The organism is Paenibacillus glufosinatiresistens (assembly GCF_031470375.1).
Taxonomy (GTDB): Bacteria; Bacillota; Bacilli; order Paenibacillales; family Paenibacillaceae; genus Paenibacillus_AQ; species Paenibacillus_AQ glufosinatiresistens.
In genome coordinates, this window is sequence record NZ_JAVFHT010000008.1 from 1 (window position 1) to 18,910 (window position 18,910).

Below are 18,910 nucleotides of genomic sequence, written 5' to 3' on the forward strand. Positions count from 1 at the left end.
ACCAAGGAACGGTTTCTTTTTGTTTAGAAAATGAAGAGGATGCTCCGTCATTTTAATGACTTTTGGGACACCCTCTTAACAAGTATTCGGGTATTTAGGCGCCGGACGGTTATTCGGCTTCTTCCGGACGCGAGTCCGCCAGCACTTCCAGCTCCACTCTGCGGATACGGTGGCGGTTCGCTTCTCGGATCGTAAAGACCGCGTTGCCGTGAACCGTCTGCTTGCCGACGGCCGGTTCGGGGATGTGGCTGTAGACCCAGCCGCCGATCGTTGTCACTTCCTCGTCTTCCAGATCGACGCCGGTCAGGCTCTTCAATTCAGAGAGGGCGAGCTTGCCGTCCACAAGGTAGCGGTGTTCTCCGATCTTCTCGGCCATCTTGGTCTCGTCTTCATCGAATTCGTCGCGGATTTCGCCGACGATTTCCTCCAGAATGTCCTCGATGGTTATGAGGCCCGAAGTGCCGCCGTATTCATCAAGCAGCAGGGCGATATGCACCCGCTCCTTCTGCATCCGGGTCAGCAGGGTCTTCACCGGCGTAACCTCCGACACCGTCAGAACGGGATGGATCAGAGAGGCAAAATCAAAATCGGGATTGTTGTCGTACTCCAGATAGAGCTGTTTGGTATTCACCATGCCTATAATTTCATCCTTGCTGCCTTCGGCAACCGGGAAGCGGGTATACTGTTCCTTGCGGATAATCTCCAGGTTCTCCTGGAGGGACCGGTTCGTGTAGAGACAAATCATGTCGGTCCGCGGAACCATAATTTCACGGGCGAGCATTTCGTCAAAAGCAAAGATCCGGTTCACATAGCCGTATTCGGCTTTATTGATCTTGCCGCTCTCATAGCTCTCGGACAGAATCAGCCGGATTTCTTCTTCGGAATGCGCTTCTTCATGCTCGCTGGCCGGCTTCATGCCGAACAGGCGAACCAGCAGATTGGCGGAGCCGTTCAGCAGCCAGATCAGCGGGTAGAGAATTTTATAGAACCAGATAATCGGCACTGCGGTGAGGAGACTGATTTCTTCCGCTTTGTTGATGGCCGCCGTCTTCGGTGCCAGTTCGCCCACAACTACATGCAGGAAGGTCGCAATGAAGAAGGCCAGAATGAAGGCAATGATGTGGCTGGCGTCGGTTCCGATATTCAGCCAATCGAACACCGGCAGCAGCATTTCCTCGAAGGCCGGCTCAGCCAGCGCGCCGATGCCCAGGGCGGTAATCGTAATGCCCAGCTGGCAGGCCGAGAGATAACCGTCCAGATTGGCTGCAACTTTCTGCACAGCGACTGCATTCTTGCGTCCTTCCAGCACGAGCTGGCTGATCCGGCTTCCCCGGAGGCGCACCATCGCAAATTCTGTGGCGACAAAAAAAGCGGTTAAAACAATCAAAATCACGACCAGTGTCAAACTAAGTCCTATGCCCATACGAATTCTACCATCCCTTTCGTGTCCAAATGAGTTATAATGGCATTTGGAGTTCATATGAACTTATTCTACGAACTTTTATTGAAAAGATCAAATTTTGATCGAAGGCATGTATCAGAAAGAGGAAAGACCGATCACACTGAAGGACAAGGAGGTACAAGGAGCATGGAATCTTTTATCCTAACCCGCCGGCAGATGTCCCTGCTGATGGCCTCGTTGACGGAGCAGAGCACGATCTGCCCGCTTGCTGTTCTGCAGCAAGCCTGGGGCGGAGCGCACCCCGTCGCGATTGCCGAAGGAACGGCACGGGAAGCGCTGCTGTCCACGCATATTCCGCCGATTCTGGGCAAGATCATCAAGGCAAGCCGTTTTCGCGGCCTCTCGCTGCATGAAATCGCCGAACTCGGTGCCCTGGTTGAGTATTCCACGATTTCTATTACCGCTATGCAGAACTGGGTGAAGCGGGACTTCAGGGAATACTTGGGTTCTCCCCGGCAAGGAAAGAAATATTCCTTGAACCAGGCGGCGCTGCTCTTTATGGTCGACGACCTGAAGGCCGCACTCGACTTCGAGAGCATCCGGCGGCTGTTCGGCAAGCTGTTCCGCCATCCGGACACCGATGCCGACGATATTATGGAACCCTTTCAGGTATACGGCGCCTACGCCGAGTTGTTCGAATACAGCCGCAGCGAAGGGCTTCAGGAGCGGGAGAGAGTCGCCCGCGCAATCTCGGCGTGGATCGAAGGCTTCGAAGGAACGGCCGGCGGACAAGCCGGAGAGGCTGACAGAGCCGGCGGCCTGCCGGTCTCCGGCAAGTGGCGCAGCCGGATCGCAAGGCTCGGTCTCGGCGAGCGGGAGACGCTGCGCCAGACCCTGCATATTGCCCTTGTTGCGGTGCAGGCCTGCGCCTGCCAGGCGCTTGCCCGGCAGTACGCCAACGCCGTTTTGTTTCTGGACGCCTGAACACGGGTACTCGAAGGTAATCTAACTAGGAGGTTGGCTGGATATGGCGAACACATTATGGAAGGAGCGAAGGACCCGCAAGCTTCTTGGCAGCGCCGGCTTCAGCTGGCTGTTCGATGCCATGGATGTGGGCATTATCTCGTTCGTGGCGGCCGCTCTGGCCAAGGATTGGGACCTGTCGGCGGGCCAGGTCGGATGGCTGACCAGCCTGAATTCGCTCGGCATGGCCTTCGGGGCAGCCGCGGCAGGCGTACTGGCCGACCGCTACGGACGCAAGAGCATTCTGCTCTGGACGCTTCTGATCTTCTCTGCGGCCAGCGGGCTGTCCGCTCTGGCCACCGGCTTCGCCATGCTGTGCGTTCTGAGATTCATTGCCGGCTTCGGTCTGGGCGGGGAGCTTCCCGTTGCCTCTACGCTCGTCTCCGAGAGTGTGCCCGCAGAGGAGCGCGGGCGGGCGGTTGTGCTTCTGGAGAGCTTCTGGGCAATCGGCTGGATTGCCGCCGCGCTGATCGCTTACTTCATTATCCCGGATTACGGATGGAGAGTTGCTTTTGCCATCGGGGCGGTCCCCGCGCTCTACGCGCTCTATCTGCGACGGGCGATTGAAGATTCGCCGAGGTTCGGAAGGGTGAAGCCGGCACCGCTGCGGAGCCGGATCGCGGCGGTCTGGTCGGGGGAGCACCGGAAATCCACGATTATGCTGTGGGTGCTGTGGTTCACCGTGGTGTTCTCTTACTACGGAATGTTCCTGTGGCTGCCGACGGTGATGGTCATCAAGGGATACAGTCTGGTCAAAAGCTTCGAGTATGTGCTGGTCATGACGCTGGCTCAGCTTCCCGGCTACTTCACGGCCGCCTATTTCATCGAGAAATTCGGCCGACGCTTCGTCCTGGTCCTGTATCTGGCGGGAACGGCCGCCAGCGCAGCCTGGTTCGGAACAGCCGACAGCACAACTCTGCTGATCGCCGCCGGAATCTGCCTGTCGTTCTTCAATCTCGGAGCATGGGGCGGCATGTACGCTTACACGCCAGAGCTGTATCCGACTTCGGTCCGCTCGACCGGAACGGGACTCGCCGCTTCCTTCGGCCGGATCGGCGGCATCATTGCGCCGCTCCTGGTCGGATTTCTGGTTGAACGCGGCGTCGGGCTGTCCGTCATCTTCGGCATGTTCTTCGTTATGGTGCTGATTGGCGCGGCGGCGGTGCTGTTCCTGGGCAAAGAGACCAAAGGAATCGAGGTCGGATAGGCAGGCGGATGTCCGCCCGGGTGAGTCTTCTTTTCAGGCAGGGACGTTAATCCCTGCCTTTTTGGCGCGCCGAAGCGAATAAATGTTCCCGCCGGGCGGAGACTCCGGCGGCATTCATGGTATAATGGAGCTTACTTAGATAATGGCGGCAGGCTTCTGGCAGCCGCAGGGGAGCGTATCGTGATGAGACATGACCATGAGCCCCGCTTCTCGGAGCTGATCTTCGAGAACGAGCAGCGGGAGATGCCGGTTCCGCCGCGGGATTCCGCTGCGGCCCGGGAAGACATCGCAGACGGCCGGAGCCGGAAGCAAGGGAAGCCCGGCCCGGACGGAGGAAGGACAGAACCGGAGCCGCCGCGGCAGATCTCCCTCTGGGAGGAGGCCTCCCCCGGACCGGGTCGTTCGTCTGCGCCGGCGAATGGACCGGGCCGCCTGAGAGGCGAGGCCCCGGTTCCGGCCCGTACGCTGCCGCCTGCGGGAACCCCGCAGGCCAGGATACCCGGCCGTCCGCCATCTCCGGCCGAAAGACCGGCCCAGCCGCTCCGCCAGACCGCCGGACCCGGGAACCGGCCGCCGACGACGGAGAGCCTGTTCGCGGAGCGGGCCGGAGAACTGGCGGCGTACCGCGAGCCGGAGGCCGAATTTGTCCCCTTCAAGAGCTATTGGCCGACCTACGGCCATATGGACCGCCACCAGACGAAATGGTATTTCTACTGGCGGAACGAGGTGCGGGAAGGGCGTTATCCGAAGACCGATCTTTCGTACATTTTTCTGCATGTGTACGAGCTTATTAACGGAGTCGGCTGGGAGACCCCCGAAGACGGCGCCAGGCAGCTGAATGCGATCTGGGAAGCCTACCGGCATGCATACAAGCGCCTGGATCAGTATCTGGGCGGCTGGATCGCCGATTTCAGTCTGGTGCACGGGCTGAAGCTGCCCTTGGGCACGGTGGTGGAGCGCTCTCGCGGGCTGGCCGGAGATCTGGGAGAGCTGGAACTGGAGCGCTGCCTGACCGCCGCGCCGGACGAGCTGACGCTTGCCGCGCTTCAAATGATGTCGGATTATGACCTGTCGAAATCGAAGTTTTTTGAAGGGGACGGGGAGGAGGCGCTCCGGCGCTGGGTCCCGAAGACCGTGGCCCTGGTTGACGCCTATATTCTCAGGACGCACGGCCAGCGGCTGATCGAGATGTTCCCGCCTGAACCGGCCGTTATGCGGGAACGCTATTTGTTCCGCAGCGCCGTCTACGACATCTCCCTCTACGGCTATTCGGTCGTCGTTCCCGTCGTCCGGGTCAGCAAGACCCCTGAGCTCCGCAGTCTGGTCACCCGGATCTTCCGGCTGACCGAGAACAAACTGCGCGCGCTGATGGGCTACAAAAGCCGGCTGAAAGGCATTTCCATCGACCCGGCGATCAAGGAGCTGGTTGAGAAGTATCTGGACCGCGAGCATTCCCGTTCTCTCCGGGAACAGGAGGGACCGGCGGTCGTCATTGACCGCGGCCGGCTGGAGCGGCTGCAGAATGACTCCGATACGGTCCGGGAGCTGCTGACGATCGAAGCGCCCGAGGAAGAAGCCGACGCACCGGCCCCGATTCAGTCGGAGAGCGGAAGGCCCCCCGGGGCCGAAGGGGAAGCGCCAGAAGAGCCGGACGCCGAAGGCGAAGTACCGGAAGAGCCGCAAGCTGGAGACGAAGCACTGGAAGAGCCGGACGCCGGAGACGGTCCCGGTCTTTCCCTGCCGCCCGAGGCCCCTGCCGAGTGGCGGGATTTCCTCGACGCTCTGCCGTCTTCGCTTCATCCCGTTCTACAGGCGCTCGCCGGCGAGAACGGGAGGGAAGAACTCGCACAGGCGGCGGCTGCCGCGGGAAGGCTGCCCGAGCTTGCCGTCGACGAAATCAACGATGCCGCGATGGAGCATTTGGGCGATCTGCTGATCGACGGAGATCAGTGGAATGAAGAATTTGCAGAGCTGCAGACGTATGTGAAGAGGTGACGTTAACCCATGAATCAGGTCAAAATTCCGAAGCGGGTCCTGACCGCGCTTGTCCACTCTCTGACGGCGGGCGTGGTGCCGCGCATCGGACTTGAGCATATCGCCGTCGGACGGCGGCCGGAGATCGAAGCCATGCTGAGAGATCTCGACAATATCAAGGAGGGGGGAGCAGCCTTCCGGCTCATCACAGGGCGATACGGAAGCGGCAAAAGCTTCCTCCTCCAGACCATCCGCAATTATGCGATGGACCGCGGCTTTGCCGTGGCCGATGCCGACTTGTCGCCGGAGCGGCGGCTGGTCGGCACGAAGGGCCAGGGGCTCGCGACCTACCGTGAGCTGATGGGCCATCTCTCCATCCGGACGCGGCCGGACGGCGGAGCGCTGGAATCCATTTTGCAGAAATGGATCTCGGGCATTCAGCAGCGGACGATGGCGGAGCAGGCAATGAGTCCGGACCATCCGGATTTTGCCCCGGCGGTAGAACGGGAAATCTATGAGACGGCCTCGCATCTTAGGGGGCTGGTGCACGGATTCGACTTCGCCAAGGTGCTGGCCGCTTACTGGAACGGGCATAAATCCGCAGACGACGGGCTGAAGGGCGATGCGATGCGCTGGCTGCGCGGCGAATTCGCGACCAAGACGGACGCCCGCCGCGCGCTCGGGGTGGGCGTCATTATCGACGACGACAACTGGTATGACTATATGAAGCTCTGGGCGGAGTTCTGCGCCGGGATCGGATACGGAGGTCTGCTGCTGTTCATCGACGAAGGCGTCAATCTGTACAAAATCACGAACACGGTCTCGCGCCAGAGCAATTACGAGAAGCTGCTGACCATGTTCAACGACACGATGCAGGGCAAGGCCGAACATCTGGGCATCTTCGTGGGCGGCACGCCGCAGTTCGTTGAAGACAGCCGCAGAGGGCTGTTCAGCTACGAAGCGCTTCGTTCCCGGCTGGTGGGGGGCCGTTACAGCGCTGGCGCCGGCAATTATGCCGGGCCGATTCTGGCGCTTCACATGCTCTCCCACGAGGAGATTCTGGTGCTGCTGCGCCGGCTGACGGACATTCACGCCCAGCATTTCGGCTATTCGCCGGGTCTGACCGAAGCCCAGCTGGTCCACTTCATGGAAGCGGCGGTCGGGCGGCTGGGCGCGGACGAGCTTCTGACCCCGCGTGAAGTGATTCGCGACTTTCTGGACCTGCTCCATACGCTGCACGAGCACCCCGAGCGCTCCTTCGAGCAGCTAGTAGGGGAGACGGCGGGCCGGAGCGCTGCCGCCACTGCCGCCTCTTCGGAGGAGCCGGCGGATGAGCTGGACGGCTTTCTGGCGGAGTTCGAGCTGTGAGCGGCTCCGGCAGCAATCCGTTCTACCGGCTGGCCCCTTTTGTCAAAGAATTCATCTATAAGAACCGCTGGGAGACGCTCCGGGAAGCGCAGGTGGACGCCTGCCGGGTCATTCTGGACTCGCCGGACCATCTGCTGATTGCCTCGGGTACGGCTTCCGGCAAGACGGAGGCCGCCTTCTTCCCGGCCCTGACCGAGCTGGATGAGCAGCCCTCCTCCTCGGTGGGCATTCTCTATATCGCGCCGCTGAAAGCGCTCATTAACGACCAGTTCACCCGGCTGAACGATCTGCTGCTGGAAGGCGGCATTCCGGTCTGGCATTGGCACGGGGATGTGCCGCAGGCCGAGAAGACGAAGCTCATGCAGAACCCGTCCGGGGTCCTTCAGATTACCCCCGAGTCGCTGGAAGGTCTGCTGATGAACCGGCCGAATGCCATTCCCGCGCTGTTCGGAGATCTGCGCTTCGTGGTTATCGACGAGGTGCACGCGTTCATGGGGGCGGACCGGGGCATTCAGGTGCTCAGCCAGCTCGCCCGCATCGCCTGGATGGCCGGCTGCAATCCGCGCCGGATCGGTCTGTCCGCGACGCTCAGCGACTACGACTCCGTGACGGCCTGGCTTGCGGCGGGGACGAACCGCCGGGTACAGGTGTCCGCTCCCCAGGGCGGGCGCAGGCTGCGGCTCAGCATTGAGCATTTCTCCTTCCCGGATGCGCGCGACGAGAAGCAGGCGGAGCAGCTGGAGCTGGCCCGCAAAGCCTATTATGACTTCATCTACGACCATTCTCATCTCCAAAAAGCGCTCATCTTCACCAACTCCCGTTCCGATGCGGAGAATGCGATCCTGGAGATGCGCCGGATCGCCGCCCGCCGGCAGGAGCCGGATGTGTTCCATGTCCATCACGGCAGCATCTCCTCGATGCTGCGCGAAGAAGCGGAAGCCGCGCTGCGCCAGGGCCCCGGTCCGGCCGTGGCGGCGGCGACGCTGACGCTGGAGCTCGGCATCGACCTCGGCGAACTGGAGCGGGTTCTCCAGCTCGGAGCGCCGTACAGCTGCGCGAGCTTCGTTCAGCGGCTCGGCCGTTCGGGCCGAAGAGCCGGCTCCGCTTCGGAGATGCTGTTCGTCACGCCGGAGGAAGAGGACGAGGAAGCCCAGCTTCCCGCCCGGATGCCCTGGACGCTGCTTCGGGCCATCGCCGTCGTGGAGCTGTATGTCCGCGAACGCTGGGTGGAACCGCTGGAGACGCGCCGGTTCCCGGCGGGTCTTCTGTACCACCAGACGATGAGCATTCTCAAGAGCATGGGCGAAGCCGGGCCGGAGGAACTGAAGCAGGCGGTGCTGGCCCTGCCCTCGTTCCGGGAAATATCGGAAGAGGACTATGAGGCTTTTGTGGAGTATCAGCTTGGGATGGGCCATATCGAGCAGATGGACGAGGGCGGTCTGATTCTTGGCCTTGCCGGAGAGAAGATTGTGAACAACTACCGGTTCCTGGCCGTCTTCAAGGACGACGAAGAACATGTGGTCTATAACGGAACCGAAAAGATCGGGTCCATCACCACCGTTCCGCCGCCGGGTTACTGCTTCTCGCTGGCCGGGAAGCTCTGGAAGGTGGAAGAGGTGGACAAGCGCCATAAGGCCGTCTATGTGAAATCTTCGCGGGGCAAGGTGGATACGCTCTGGCTCGGCGCAGGCGGCGACGTCCATACCCGGGTGATGGCGAAGATCCGCGACATTCTCGGCGCCGAGACGCTGTATCCGTACCTCGCACCGAGCGCGGCTGCCCGGCTGGAACGGGCGCGCAGACTGGCCAGAGAGAGCGGCCTGCTGCTCCGGTCCGTGCTTCCGGCGGGGGGAGACTCGGTGTTCATTCTTCCCTGGACCGGAAGCCGGCCGTTCCGCACGCTGGAGAGGTTGCTGAAGCATAAGCTGACCCGGCCGCTGGGCCTCCGGTCCGTGGTACCGATGGAGCCGTACTATCTGGTCGTCGCCGGGAAAGCCGATGCCGACTGGCTGGAGGCGGCCATTCGGGATGAATGCGCCGGTCTGGACGACCCGCACCTGCTGCTTGCGCCCGGCGAGGCTCCTTTTATCGGCAAATACGATGAATTCATTCCGCCCGACCTGCTGCGCAAGGCGTTCGCGTCGGACGGACTGGATGTCCAGGGACTGAAGAAATCCGTACAAGCCTGGGAGAAGGAAGGCGGGCCCTCCGCCCGCTGACCGTCAAGCGCGTCTGTTGAGCGGCTTGGCTTGTTGCAGCGGTTTGGCCTGTTGTATCGGCCCGTACTTCTCCAACTTCACGAAACACCGCCTCCGCGGCGCGGAGGCGGTGTTTCGTGCGGGGGCGGTTCCCTCGCTTGAACCGACTACAGAAAGACGGCGCCTGCGGCGCCGGCCAGCACGCCGGCAGCCACGACCGCACCTACCAGCAGCCAGACCACCCGGCGCGGGAACGAGCGGTACACCATCAAGAGCGAAGGCAGGCTGATTGCAGGCAGCGTGACCAAGAGCGCACCGGCCACGCCGGTGCCGAAGCCCAGCGAGAGGAACGTGCCGATAATGGGAATCTCGGCGGCCGTCGGGATAACGAACAAAGTACCGGCGACGGCGAACAGCACAACCATCAGGACGCCAGAGAGCGCACCGGCATCAAGCGAAGGGAACAGCCAGGCCCGAACGGCGCCGAGCAGCAGCACCGCGACAAGGTAAGCCGGAACGATGGCAACCAGCATCCGGCCCATGCTGGCAAGCCAGCGCAGCAGCAGCGGGCGGTTGTCTTCGTCCGCGGCAAATGCTGAATCGGCGGCCGGTTCGGGAACGGTCTGATCTCCGGCGAACCGGTTGGCGAAATAACTGACTCCAAGGGTAAGCGCCAGGCCGAACACGATCCGCATGACGGTGAACTTCCAGTTCAGGACAAAGGCCATGAAGATCAGCGCTGCCGGATTCAGCAGCGGGTTGCCGATCCAGAAGGCCAGGGCAGCGCCGACCGATACGTTCTTCTTGCGCAGGCCCACGGCAATCGGAGCGGCGCAGCAGGAGCACATCATGCCGGGCACGGCTGCGAGCGCTCCGACAGCTGTGCTCTTGAACCCGGCTTGGCCGAGCGTGCGGAGCAGCCAGCGGGTCGGAACCAGCACCTGAACGAGCGAGCCCAGAAGAATGCCGAGGACGGCAGCCTTCCAGACGGCCTTGAAGTAGGCGGACGCATAATCAAGAGCAGCCTGCAGCGAGGGCTCGGGCGTCTTGCCGGTCTCGCCGGTCAGAATGGAGGAGCCCAGCGTATGCTCCGCCGCGGCCTTCAGCGCCTTGCCGTAGTAAGGCCACCATTTGACATAGGACAGACCGGCAATGGCGACGATAAGAAACACGGCGGCAAGAAGGATGGTGCGGGCGCGGCCAGCGCCGGGCTCTGCCGTATGGGAAGAAGGTGACATAAGCTGACTGAACCTCCACGGTGTTTAATTTGAAAATGCTATCTATTATAGCATGTTTTTGCCCGAGACACACTGATTTTGTCCCGTGGACGCAAAGGGCGTATGATAGAATGGACAACCATATGTATTCTCAATAAGGAGTTGAAGTCTCATGTCCGCTTCCGAATCCGTTAAACTGACCTCTCTGTCTTCCAAAGGGGGCTGCGGCTGCAAGATCGGCCCCGCCGATCTCATGCAGGTGATCCGCAGCCTTCCGCCGGCTGTGCCCAATCCCGACCTTCTGGTCGGACTTGATACGAGCGACGATGCCGGCGTATACCGTCTGTCGGACGAGCTTGCGCTGGTCCAGACCGTTGATTTCTTCACTCCGATTGTGGATGACCCCTATGCGTTCGGACAGATTGCCGCAGCCAACGCGCTCAGCGACATCTATGCGATGGGCGGCAAGCCGCTGACCGTGCTTAACATTGTGGCCTTTCCCATCTCCACGCTCGATAAAAGCATCCTGGCCGACATTCTGCGCGGCGCCGCCGACAAGGTCGCCGAAGCCGGCGCCACGCTGGTCGGCGGGCATTCCATTGACGACAAGGAGCCGAAGTTCGGCCTCGCCGTCACGGGAACGGTCCACCCGGACCGGGTGCGCACCAATGCGGGCGCCCGTCCCGGAGATCAGCTTATTCTGACCAAGCCGATCGGCGTCGGCATTCTGACGACCTCCTTGAAGAGGGGGCTGCTGTCGGAAGAGGAAATCCGGCGGGTGACCGCCGTAATGTCTCTGCTGAACAAGACCGCAGCGGAAGCCATGGGTTCCTACGACGTGCACGCCTGCACCGACGTCACGGGCTTCGGGCTGCTGGGACATGCCTCCGAGATGGCCAAAGGCAGCGAAGCCGGTATCATCATCCGCAGCGAAGCCGTAAGAATTCTTCCGCGCGTCCGCGAACTGGCGGAGGCCGGAGCCGTTCCCGGCGGGACGCGGAACAATCTGGCCCATGTGGAGGGATCGGTGATTTTCCCGGAGGAGATGGAGCTGCTCGACCGCTATATTCTGTGCGATGCGGTAACCTCGGGCGGTCTGCTGATCGCGGTGCCGGAAGCGGAAGCGGAAGCCCTGCTGGGCGATCTGTTACAGCTTGGCCTTGAAGCGGCGCACATCGGGGAAGTGACCGGAGACCATCCGGGTATGATCCGGATCATCTGAAGTTCCGTACACCAAGGAGAACGAAGGAGAGAGGACGTTGTTTCAAGATATATCGCTAACGAAGCTTCAGGAATTGGCGGACCGCAAGGAATTGACCGTCATCGATGTCCGCTCGCCGGGAGAATATGAGAACTCCACCTACCCGGGCAGTGTGAACATCCCTCTGTTCGACAACGAGGAGAGAGCCGAGGTCGGCACGCTGTACAAACAGGCAAGCGTCCAAGCGGCCAAGCAGCGGGGGCTGGAGATTGTCTCCGCCAAGCTGCCTGCCTTTATCCGTAAGTTCGAAGAAATCCCTGGAGCGAAGGCGGTGTTCTGCTGGAGGGGCGGGATGCGGAGCCGGACAACGGCGACTCTCCTGTCTCTGATGGATATTCATGTGTACCGGCTGGAGGGCGGCTACAAGGCTTACCGCAAATGGGTCGTGGATTCGCTCGAATCCTTCGATTTCACCCCCGATCCCTGGGTCATTGAGGGGTACACCGGTACGGGCAAAACAGAGCTGCTGCGCCGCCTGGCCGCCCGAGGCCTGCCTGCGCTTGACCTGGAGGGAATGGCCGGACACCGGGGGTCCATCTTCGGCCAGGTGGGACTTCGTCCCCACAACCAGAAGACATTCGACAGTCTGCTGCTTACGAAGCTGCTGGAATACCGGGATGCTCCTTTCGTATTGTTCGAAGCGGAGAGCATGCGGATCGGGCGTGTGGTGATGCCTTCGTTCATGGGTGAACAGAAGGAGAAGGGAACCCGAATCCGGATTGAACTGCCGCTTGAAGAGCGGGTCCGGCAGATTATGGCGGACTATCGTCCGCAAGAACACGGACCGGCCATCGTAGATGCCTTCGGGATCATCAAGTCGCGGATTCATATTCCGGTCGCCGCCGAAATCGAGCGCCATCTGCTTGCGGGCCGCTACGCGGATGCCGTTCCGCTTCTTCTGGAATATTATTATGATCCGCTCTACGATCACACCGCCGCTTCGGAGGAAGATACGAACACCCGGGTGCTCCGGGTGTCCGGTGTAGATGAAGCGGAGCGGGAGGTCGTCCGGCTCCTGCAGGACCGCTACCGCCTCCCGGATACTCTATAGAAAGCAGGAAGGACTGTGAAGCTGCTCACCTTGAACACCCATTCCTGGATGGAAGACAATCAGGAAGCGAAGATTCGCGAGCTTGCCTGTTTCATTCGGGAAGAACATTTTGACGTCATTGCCCTTCAGGAAGTCAATCAGAGCAAGGGAGAAATGGCGGCCACGGATCTCGAACTGGAGCGTTTTGTACCCGCCGAGCCGGATATCCGGATTGCCCGCGATAACTTTGCGCTCGTGCTGCTCCGGGAGATCGGCCTGCCGTACTGGTGGACCTGGGTTCCGGTGCATACCGGCTTTGTCCGTTATGATGAAGGCATCGCGCTGCTCAGCCGAACTCCGATTGGGGAAGCCTTCAGCGAGTATGTGTCGGAAATGAGGGACTACGAGAATTATCGTACCCGCAAAATCGCCGGCATCCGCACCTTGGCCAACGCTGAGGAGAGCTGGTTTGTCAGCGGCCACTTCGGCTGGTGGGAGGACGGGAAGGAGCTCTTCAGCCGGCAGTGGGACAACGCCCAGGCGTGTCTGGATGCGCTGGCTCCCGCCGCCGTCTACGTGATGGGCGATTTCAACAATGCGGCCGAGGTGCGGGGAGAAGGCTATGATTATGTCCGCTCCCGGGGATGGACCGATCTGTACGAAGCAGCGGAGGAGAAGGACGACGGAGCGACCGTGGTCAAAGCGATCAAGGGCTGGGAAGGCAACCGCTCCCCGCTGCGCATTGATCTGATCTGGAGCAGCCGGACCGCGGCGGTTCGCTCGTGCTTAGTTGCGCTGAACGGCGTCCGGGGCGGCGTGGTGTCGGATCATTTTGGGGTTATGGCCGACATTTACCAATCTGCAAGCGGATTAAATTCTCCGGCTCAATGCCATACTGATAGCATTAACCGGAGGTGAGAATCACTTGTATTTCTACCGAGAAGATTTGATTAATGTCATTGTTCCCGATAAACCCGATCCGGCTGCGGCGAAGGTTCTTCAGGAGACGCTGGGCGGACGGTTCGGCGAGATGCGCACGATGATGCAGTTCTTCTTCCAGAGCAGCAACTTCCGGGGAACGGCCAAGCCGTACCAGGATTTGATCCGCGGCGTCTTTCTGGAAGAGATCAGCCATGTGGAGCTGGTGCAGCATACGATCAACCAGCTTTTGACCGGCTCGGGCGATCCGATGCCCGGGAATTCCGGCGTCGACGGCGCGCCGCTGAACGAGGCGATCAAGCATGCGAATCCGCATCATTTTATTATGGGGGCCCAGAGTTCGCTGCCTGTCGATGCCGCAGGCAATCCTTGGAACGGCAACTACGTCTATTCCCACGGCAATCTGATCAGCGATCTGCTGGACAATCTGGTGCTGGAATCGACGGGTGTTCTCCAGAAATCCCGAATCTACGAAATGAGTACCAACAAGACCTTCCGAGAGACGCTGGCCTTCCTTATTGTCCGCGACAATGCGCACCAGAACGCATTCGCCAAAGCGCTGGAGACCCTGGGCGTGCAGTGGGGCAAGCTGTTCCCCGTCCCGAACTACGACATCAACAAGTACCCGGAATGCCGGAAATATGTAGAACTTGGCTACCACAACGCTCAGTTCAATTTCCGCCTGGACGCTACGCAGATTGCGGAGATCTTCAGCGGCCAGACGCCGAGCCGCAACGGAGGAACGCTTGAAGTCGTGGACCCGCCGGCCGGATTCCCGGTACCGGTCATGCCGGAGCTCCCGAACGAGCACAGTCCGGGTCTGAACGATCTCAACGCCTGATCCCCGCTCTGAGCGGGAACGGATTCTTCCTGAAGGAACACCTTCCTGGGCGTCTGCGCCCTGGAGGGTGTTCCTTTATTTTGGAATCCGCTGATGAAGGAGACCTGTCATGAAGATTCGCTGGAGCCGGGGATTCCGGCTTATTCTAATGCTCCTGCTGGCCGCTGCCCTTGTGAGTGTGTCCGCTTCCGATGCCGTCCGTCCTCTGGCAGCAGGGACGGTGCGTTCTTTATCGGGCGGCCGTCTTCAGCCGCTCATTCTTCCCTCGGATCTGACAGAGGCTTACCGCAGATTGGGGCAAGCCATGTTCGTTCCAGACGAACCCGGCCGCAGGGTAGGCGGTTCCAAGAAGCCGAGATTGTGGGGCCGGGGGGCCGGAAGCCATGTGATTCTCATTCAGCTTGAATCCTTTCAGAACTTCCTGATGCGGGTGAAGGTCGAGGGGCAGGAAGTCACACCGAACCTGAACCGGCTTGCCGGTGAAAGTCTGTATTTCCCCAACGTCTTCCAGCAGATTGGACGGGGAAATACCTCGGATGCCGAATTTGTTGCCAACACTTCCCTGTATCCGGTCGGGAACGAGCCCATGTTCGAGCAATATGCCGACCGCAGCATCCCGAGTCTGGCCCGGCTGCTGGGAGCCCAAGGGTATCGGACCTGGACCTTTCATGTCAATAAGGCCAGCTTCTGGAACCGATCGCGCATGTATCCGGCGCTGGGCTTCGATGCTTATTTTGACAAGCCCTTTTACCGTCCCGAGCGATTCAGCCGGTTCGGCGCTTCAGACGAAGAACTGTTCCGCGCGGGACTGAAGAAGCTGAAGCAGGCCGACCGCGCCGGACAGAAGATCTTCGCCCAGTTCGTTACGGTATCGAGCCACTCGCCTTTCTCCATCCCAGAGGAGAGTGTCCGGCTCCACATGGAGAGCAAGCAGGCCAAAACGCTCCTTGGCCGATACGCCGCTTCGGTTCACTATACCGATGATGCGCTCGGGAAGTTTATTGAAGGGCTGAGATCATCGGGGCTGTGGGAGAAGAGCCTGGTGGTGGTCTACGGGGACCATTTTGGCCTCAACCGGAAGAAATATAACCCGGAGACGATCCGCAAAGTGCTGGACTCCCGGTACTTGGCAGCGCTGGATACCTACAACGTCCCGCTTCTGATCCATTGGCCGGGCCAGCGGGAGGGTGAGGAGATCCGGCAGGCCGGCGGCCAGATTGATATTTTGCCGACCCTTGCGAATCTGCTCGGAATCCGGCTGGAAACAGAGCCGTTCCTGGTATTCGGCCATGATCTGCTCAATGTTCGACGCAATCTGATCGGCATCCGGTACTACCTTCGGACAGGCTCGTTCGTCAATAATGAAGTCCTCTTCGCCGCAGGCCCGCACGGATTCCGGGACGGAACCGCCATCTCGCTGGATACCCGCAAGCCGGTCGCGCTTCGTTCGGAATGGAGGCGCCAGTGCGAATGGATCATGGAATGGGAGAAGCTGTCGGACCGCTACGTGAACCTTCTGCCCCGGATACCGGATTCCCCAAAGCGGGATACCGGCGGCTGAGGGTCATTATGAGCGTGGCCGCCATTTCCCCATTATTTGCTATAATTTCCTGTACATCCACCGGCAGAGAGTGGAGATATTATGATCCGGGGAAAAATTTCAGAAAAGGGATATGCCCGGATAAGGTGGAGGCCTATGAGACGAAGCATCTGCACCCAATACCGTTCCAAACTTATTGCTGTAATCGTAGCTATAACCCTTCTGTCTCTGTCGGCAAGCGCGGCGGCTGACGGTCTAACCGATGCGGAGCATGAAATCCAATCGGCGCTGGAGGACTTGTACAAGGCCAGAGCCGAGGCGTTTGTCAGCCGGGATATTCAGAAACTCGAAGACTATTACCTGGATGAGAAGATCAGCCGGATCGCTCTGGAGCATGAGCACAACCGAATTCAATACCTCAATAAATGGTCTGACAAAAGAGCGATTCAGCTGACCCATTCCCAATGCGCGATCCGGATTATCCGCCAGCGGATTACCGGGGACCGGGCGGTCGTCTCCCTGGTCCAATCCCACCGGATTGGATATATGTATGAGAACCGGTTTTTGCCGGAACAATTTTTCGGTGTGGGAACCAGGCATTTTATTACTTTAAAAAAGAAGGACGGACGATGGAAGGTCTCCAGGGAATGGTATCTGGACCCTCTGGACGAGAATCCCAAGAAGATATCCGATGGCCCAGACGGGTTAGCCCCTTCCGTTAAGCCAAAATCCTCCGAGCCCCCGAAGAGCCGGAAGTATAACCGCAAGCGCGCGGTCGAGTATGCCAACAAGTATGCCGGAGCCGCATGGGGAGCGGGAAACCGTCACCGATACAATCCGAAATACTTGGATTACACCAGTAAAGGCGGGGACTGTACCAACTTTGCTTCCCAAATCATAGGAGATCCGGAAGGCGGAGGGTTGCCGGCGAGAGGGAATTGGCGCTATTTTGACCGTTCAGGCGGTACCCAGACCTGGGTCCAGACCGATTCTTTCAGCCGGTTCCTGATCGGTTCCGGTTACGGGAAGCTTATTGCCAAGGGAATGTATGAGCAGATTACCAGACCGTCCGACAAATACCCGGACAGCGCCATTTCGTCGCTGGAGCCGGGAGATCTGGTCGGGTATATCCTGCATAATAACGATACGGACCATTTCTCTGTCGTGGTCGGATTTGATGACTATGGTTATCCGCTGGTTAATTCGCATACGGCCGACCGTTACCGGGTCCCGTTTGATTTAGGCTGGGACAGCGAGACCCGATATCAGCTGTTTCATATCCGGGATTAAGCTTGTCAGCATATGAGGGGTTCCCTGTCATACACATAGAGATAACCATCTTTAGGTGAGGCAGGAGGAGAAGATGAGGATACCCCGGCTGCTTAAGCAATGGGCGATCAGAGCCGGCGCCATGCTCGCAGTGAAGCTGATTGGACTCGTCGGCCGTGTAATCCTTACGCGGATCATCGGTGCAGAAGGAATCGGCCTGTATCAGATTGCGTATTCCTTTTACGGATTTCTCCTCATGCTTACGAGCGGATTTCCCACGACGCTTGCTATGGCAACGGCGAAGGGGCCTAAACAGGGATGGTGGGTACTCATCCGGGTATCCCAATGTCTGATTCTGTGCTGCGGCCTGCTTAGCCTGGCCGTATTCTGGTGCCGGAGGGACATCGCCGTCCTCCTGGGCAACGCGGAGCTGGAGTACGCCATTCACAGTCTTGCCTTGTCTTTATTTGCAGTTCCGCTGCTGGGATTGGTACGCGGATATTTGCAAGGAATGAAGCAGTTCGGGATCATAGCGCTCTCCGAGATCGTGGAGCAATCCGTTCGGTTTCTCTGCATGCTCCTTCTGATTGGCCAATTCTTGTCTCTCGGCGTCGCGCAGGCTATGGGATACGGGTTATACGGCACCTTCGCGGGCGCATTTATCTCCTTTAGTCTGCTGACGCTCTTTATCTCGGTTAATAAGAACAAGATGCCCTCCAACAGAACCGGCGACGCCTTCATTACCCTTTCCTGGTTCGCAAAAACTTCGCTGGTGATCTCCGCTACCCGGTTGTTTGTACCGCTGTCTGAATTTCTGGATGCGCTTATTGTTCCGAACCGTCTTATAGCGGCGGGCAACAGCGCTGCTGAATCCACCGCTATTTACGGAGTTGTGTACGGCATGGCGGTCCTCGTGGTGTATGCCCCCACCCTGTTCACCGGAGCGCTTAGTCATATCTTAACGAGCCATATGGTGGCCGAGTCGCAGCGGGGGAAGAACGTCACCTTCATGGCGTTATGCAGGACGGCCTTCAGTACAAGCTGGATCTGGGGAGGCGTCACTGGTTTATTCTTATTTGTGTATGCGGAAGAACTGTCCTTCTATATCTTTCATACCGACAGTGCAAGTCAGGTGATTCGGCTTCTCGCTTGGATTCCCTTGATTGTGGGCTTTCGCGAAGTTTCCACGAGCATTCTATGGGCGGAGGATATTCGGAAGAATCCTTTCCTTGGCCTTCTTACGGGGATCGCCTGTTCAATCGTATGCCAATTCACTTTGGTGGGGATTCCCGGCTTTGGATACAAGGGGGCGGCTATAGCCATTTTGGTGCTTGAAGGCGTGGCGACCCTTTGGAATTTGAGCGTTCTCCGCAACAAGCAGATTACCGTGGCGGGCATGGCGAAGCCCTTGCTTATGGATTTGGCTTTTGGACTTCTGGTACTGTTGGGAATCATTCACTTCTTTCATCCGCAATCCGGGAGCCTATTGAGCCTGTGGCGCTTCGTGCAGGTCATTGCGGTCTACTTCACCGCCTCGGGGATCTATATGTATTATCGCGGTGTACGAAAATTCATGTAGGAACATCGACGTTCATTCGAGGTATGTATGAGAACCCGCGCCCGGCGCGGGTTTTTGAGTTA

14 protein-coding genes are annotated in these 18,910 nt (G+C 59.5%); 12 read left to right on the forward strand and 2 right to left on the reverse strand.

The genetic code is table 11. The features are described from left to right. Positions 1 to 109: 109 nt before the first annotated feature. Positions 110 to 1,423, reverse strand: coding sequence for a hemolysin family protein (locus tag RBI05_RS10635; RefSeq protein WP_150458529.1), 1,314 nt, complete (start codon positions 1,421 to 1,423; stop codon positions 110 to 112). 165 nt (positions 1,424 to 1,588) lie between these two features. Between RBI05_RS10635 and RBI05_RS10640 the strand changes: the two genes are divergently transcribed. The 5 genes from RBI05_RS10640 to RBI05_RS10660 all read left to right on the forward strand — a co-directional run bounded on the left by RBI05_RS10640 (position 1,589) and on the right by RBI05_RS10660 (position 9,193). After that, the gene (locus RBI05_RS10640; RefSeq protein ID WP_310551088.1) at positions 1,589 to 2,386 is read left to right on the forward strand and encodes a DUF1836 domain-containing protein; all 798 of its coding nucleotides are present in this window, start codon (positions 1,589 to 1,591) and stop codon (positions 2,384 to 2,386) included. 43 nt (positions 2,387 to 2,429) lie between these two features. Continuing rightward, the gene (locus tag RBI05_RS10645) at positions 2,430 to 3,632 is read left to right on the forward strand and encodes an MFS transporter (RefSeq protein WP_310551089.1); all 1,203 of its coding nucleotides are present in this window, start codon (positions 2,430 to 2,432) and stop codon (positions 3,630 to 3,632) included. 183 nt (positions 3,633 to 3,815) lie between these two features. Then, a complete protein-coding gene (locus tag RBI05_RS10650) occupies positions 3,816 to 5,627 on the forward strand; it encodes a TerB N-terminal domain-containing protein (RefSeq protein WP_310551090.1) in 1,812 nt (603 codons plus the stop codon). A gap of 9 nt (positions 5,628 to 5,636) precedes the next feature. Continuing rightward, positions 5,637 to 6,974, forward strand: a complete 1,338-nt coding sequence (locus RBI05_RS10655) for an ATP-binding protein (protein ID WP_310551091.1) — start codon at positions 5,637 to 5,639, stop codon at positions 6,972 to 6,974. Continuing rightward, complete coding sequence (locus tag RBI05_RS10660) at positions 6,971 to 9,193, forward strand: DEAD/DEAH box helicase (protein ID WP_310551092.1); 2,223 nt, start codon at positions 6,971 to 6,973, stop codon at positions 9,191 to 9,193. The genes RBI05_RS10655 and RBI05_RS10660 overlap by 4 nt, the downstream gene beginning before the upstream one ends. 146 nt (positions 9,194 to 9,339) lie before the next feature. Here the strand turns inward: RBI05_RS10660 and RBI05_RS10665 are convergent, their stop codons facing one another. Next, positions 9,340 to 10,410: a permease gene (locus RBI05_RS10665; protein ID WP_310551093.1), complete on the reverse strand. Its 1,071-nt coding sequence runs from the start codon at positions 10,408 to 10,410 to the stop codon at positions 9,340 to 9,342. A gap of 151 nt (positions 10,411 to 10,561) precedes the next feature. Between RBI05_RS10665 and selD the strand changes: the two genes are divergently transcribed. From selD to RBI05_RS10700, 7 genes are all read left to right on the forward strand, one after another. Continuing rightward, entirely contained in the window at positions 10,562 to 11,611 is a 1,050-nt protein-coding gene (selD, locus tag RBI05_RS10670) for a selenide, water dikinase SelD (protein ID WP_150458536.1), read from the forward strand. 37 nt (positions 11,612 to 11,648) lie between these two features. Further along, entirely contained in the window at positions 11,649 to 12,701 is a 1,053-nt protein-coding gene (gene mnmH, locus RBI05_RS10675) for a tRNA 2-selenouridine(34) synthase MnmH (RefSeq protein ID WP_310551094.1), read from the forward strand. Between the two features lie 15 nt (positions 12,702 to 12,716). Further along, the gene (locus tag RBI05_RS10680) at positions 12,717 to 13,598 is read left to right on the forward strand and encodes an endonuclease/exonuclease/phosphatase family protein (protein WP_310551095.1); all 882 of its coding nucleotides are present in this window, start codon (positions 12,717 to 12,719) and stop codon (positions 13,596 to 13,598) included. A 7-nt stretch (positions 13,599 to 13,605) separates the two neighbouring features. Further along, positions 13,606 to 14,460: a manganese catalase family protein gene (locus RBI05_RS10685; protein ID WP_150458539.1), complete on the forward strand. Its 855-nt coding sequence runs from the start codon at positions 13,606 to 13,608 to the stop codon at positions 14,458 to 14,460. Between the two features lie 109 nt (positions 14,461 to 14,569). Further along, positions 14,570 to 16,021 carry an LTA synthase family protein gene (locus RBI05_RS10690; RefSeq protein ID WP_310551096.1) on the forward strand — a complete coding sequence of 484 codons (1,452 nt, stop codon included), beginning with the start codon at positions 14,570 to 14,572 and terminating at the stop codon, positions 16,019 to 16,021. A gap of 135 nt (positions 16,022 to 16,156) precedes the next feature. Then, positions 16,157 to 17,290 carry an amidase domain-containing protein gene (locus RBI05_RS10695; RefSeq protein ID WP_310551097.1) on the forward strand — a complete coding sequence of 378 codons (1,134 nt, stop codon included), beginning with the start codon at positions 16,157 to 16,159 and terminating at the stop codon, positions 17,288 to 17,290. 73 nt (positions 17,291 to 17,363) lie between these two features. After that, positions 17,364 to 18,848 (forward strand): oligosaccharide flippase family protein, encoded by a 1,485-nt coding sequence (locus tag RBI05_RS10700; RefSeq protein ID WP_310551098.1) that lies wholly within the window; start codon positions 17,364 to 17,366, stop codon positions 18,846 to 18,848. Positions 18,849 to 18,910 lie beyond the last annotated feature (62 nt).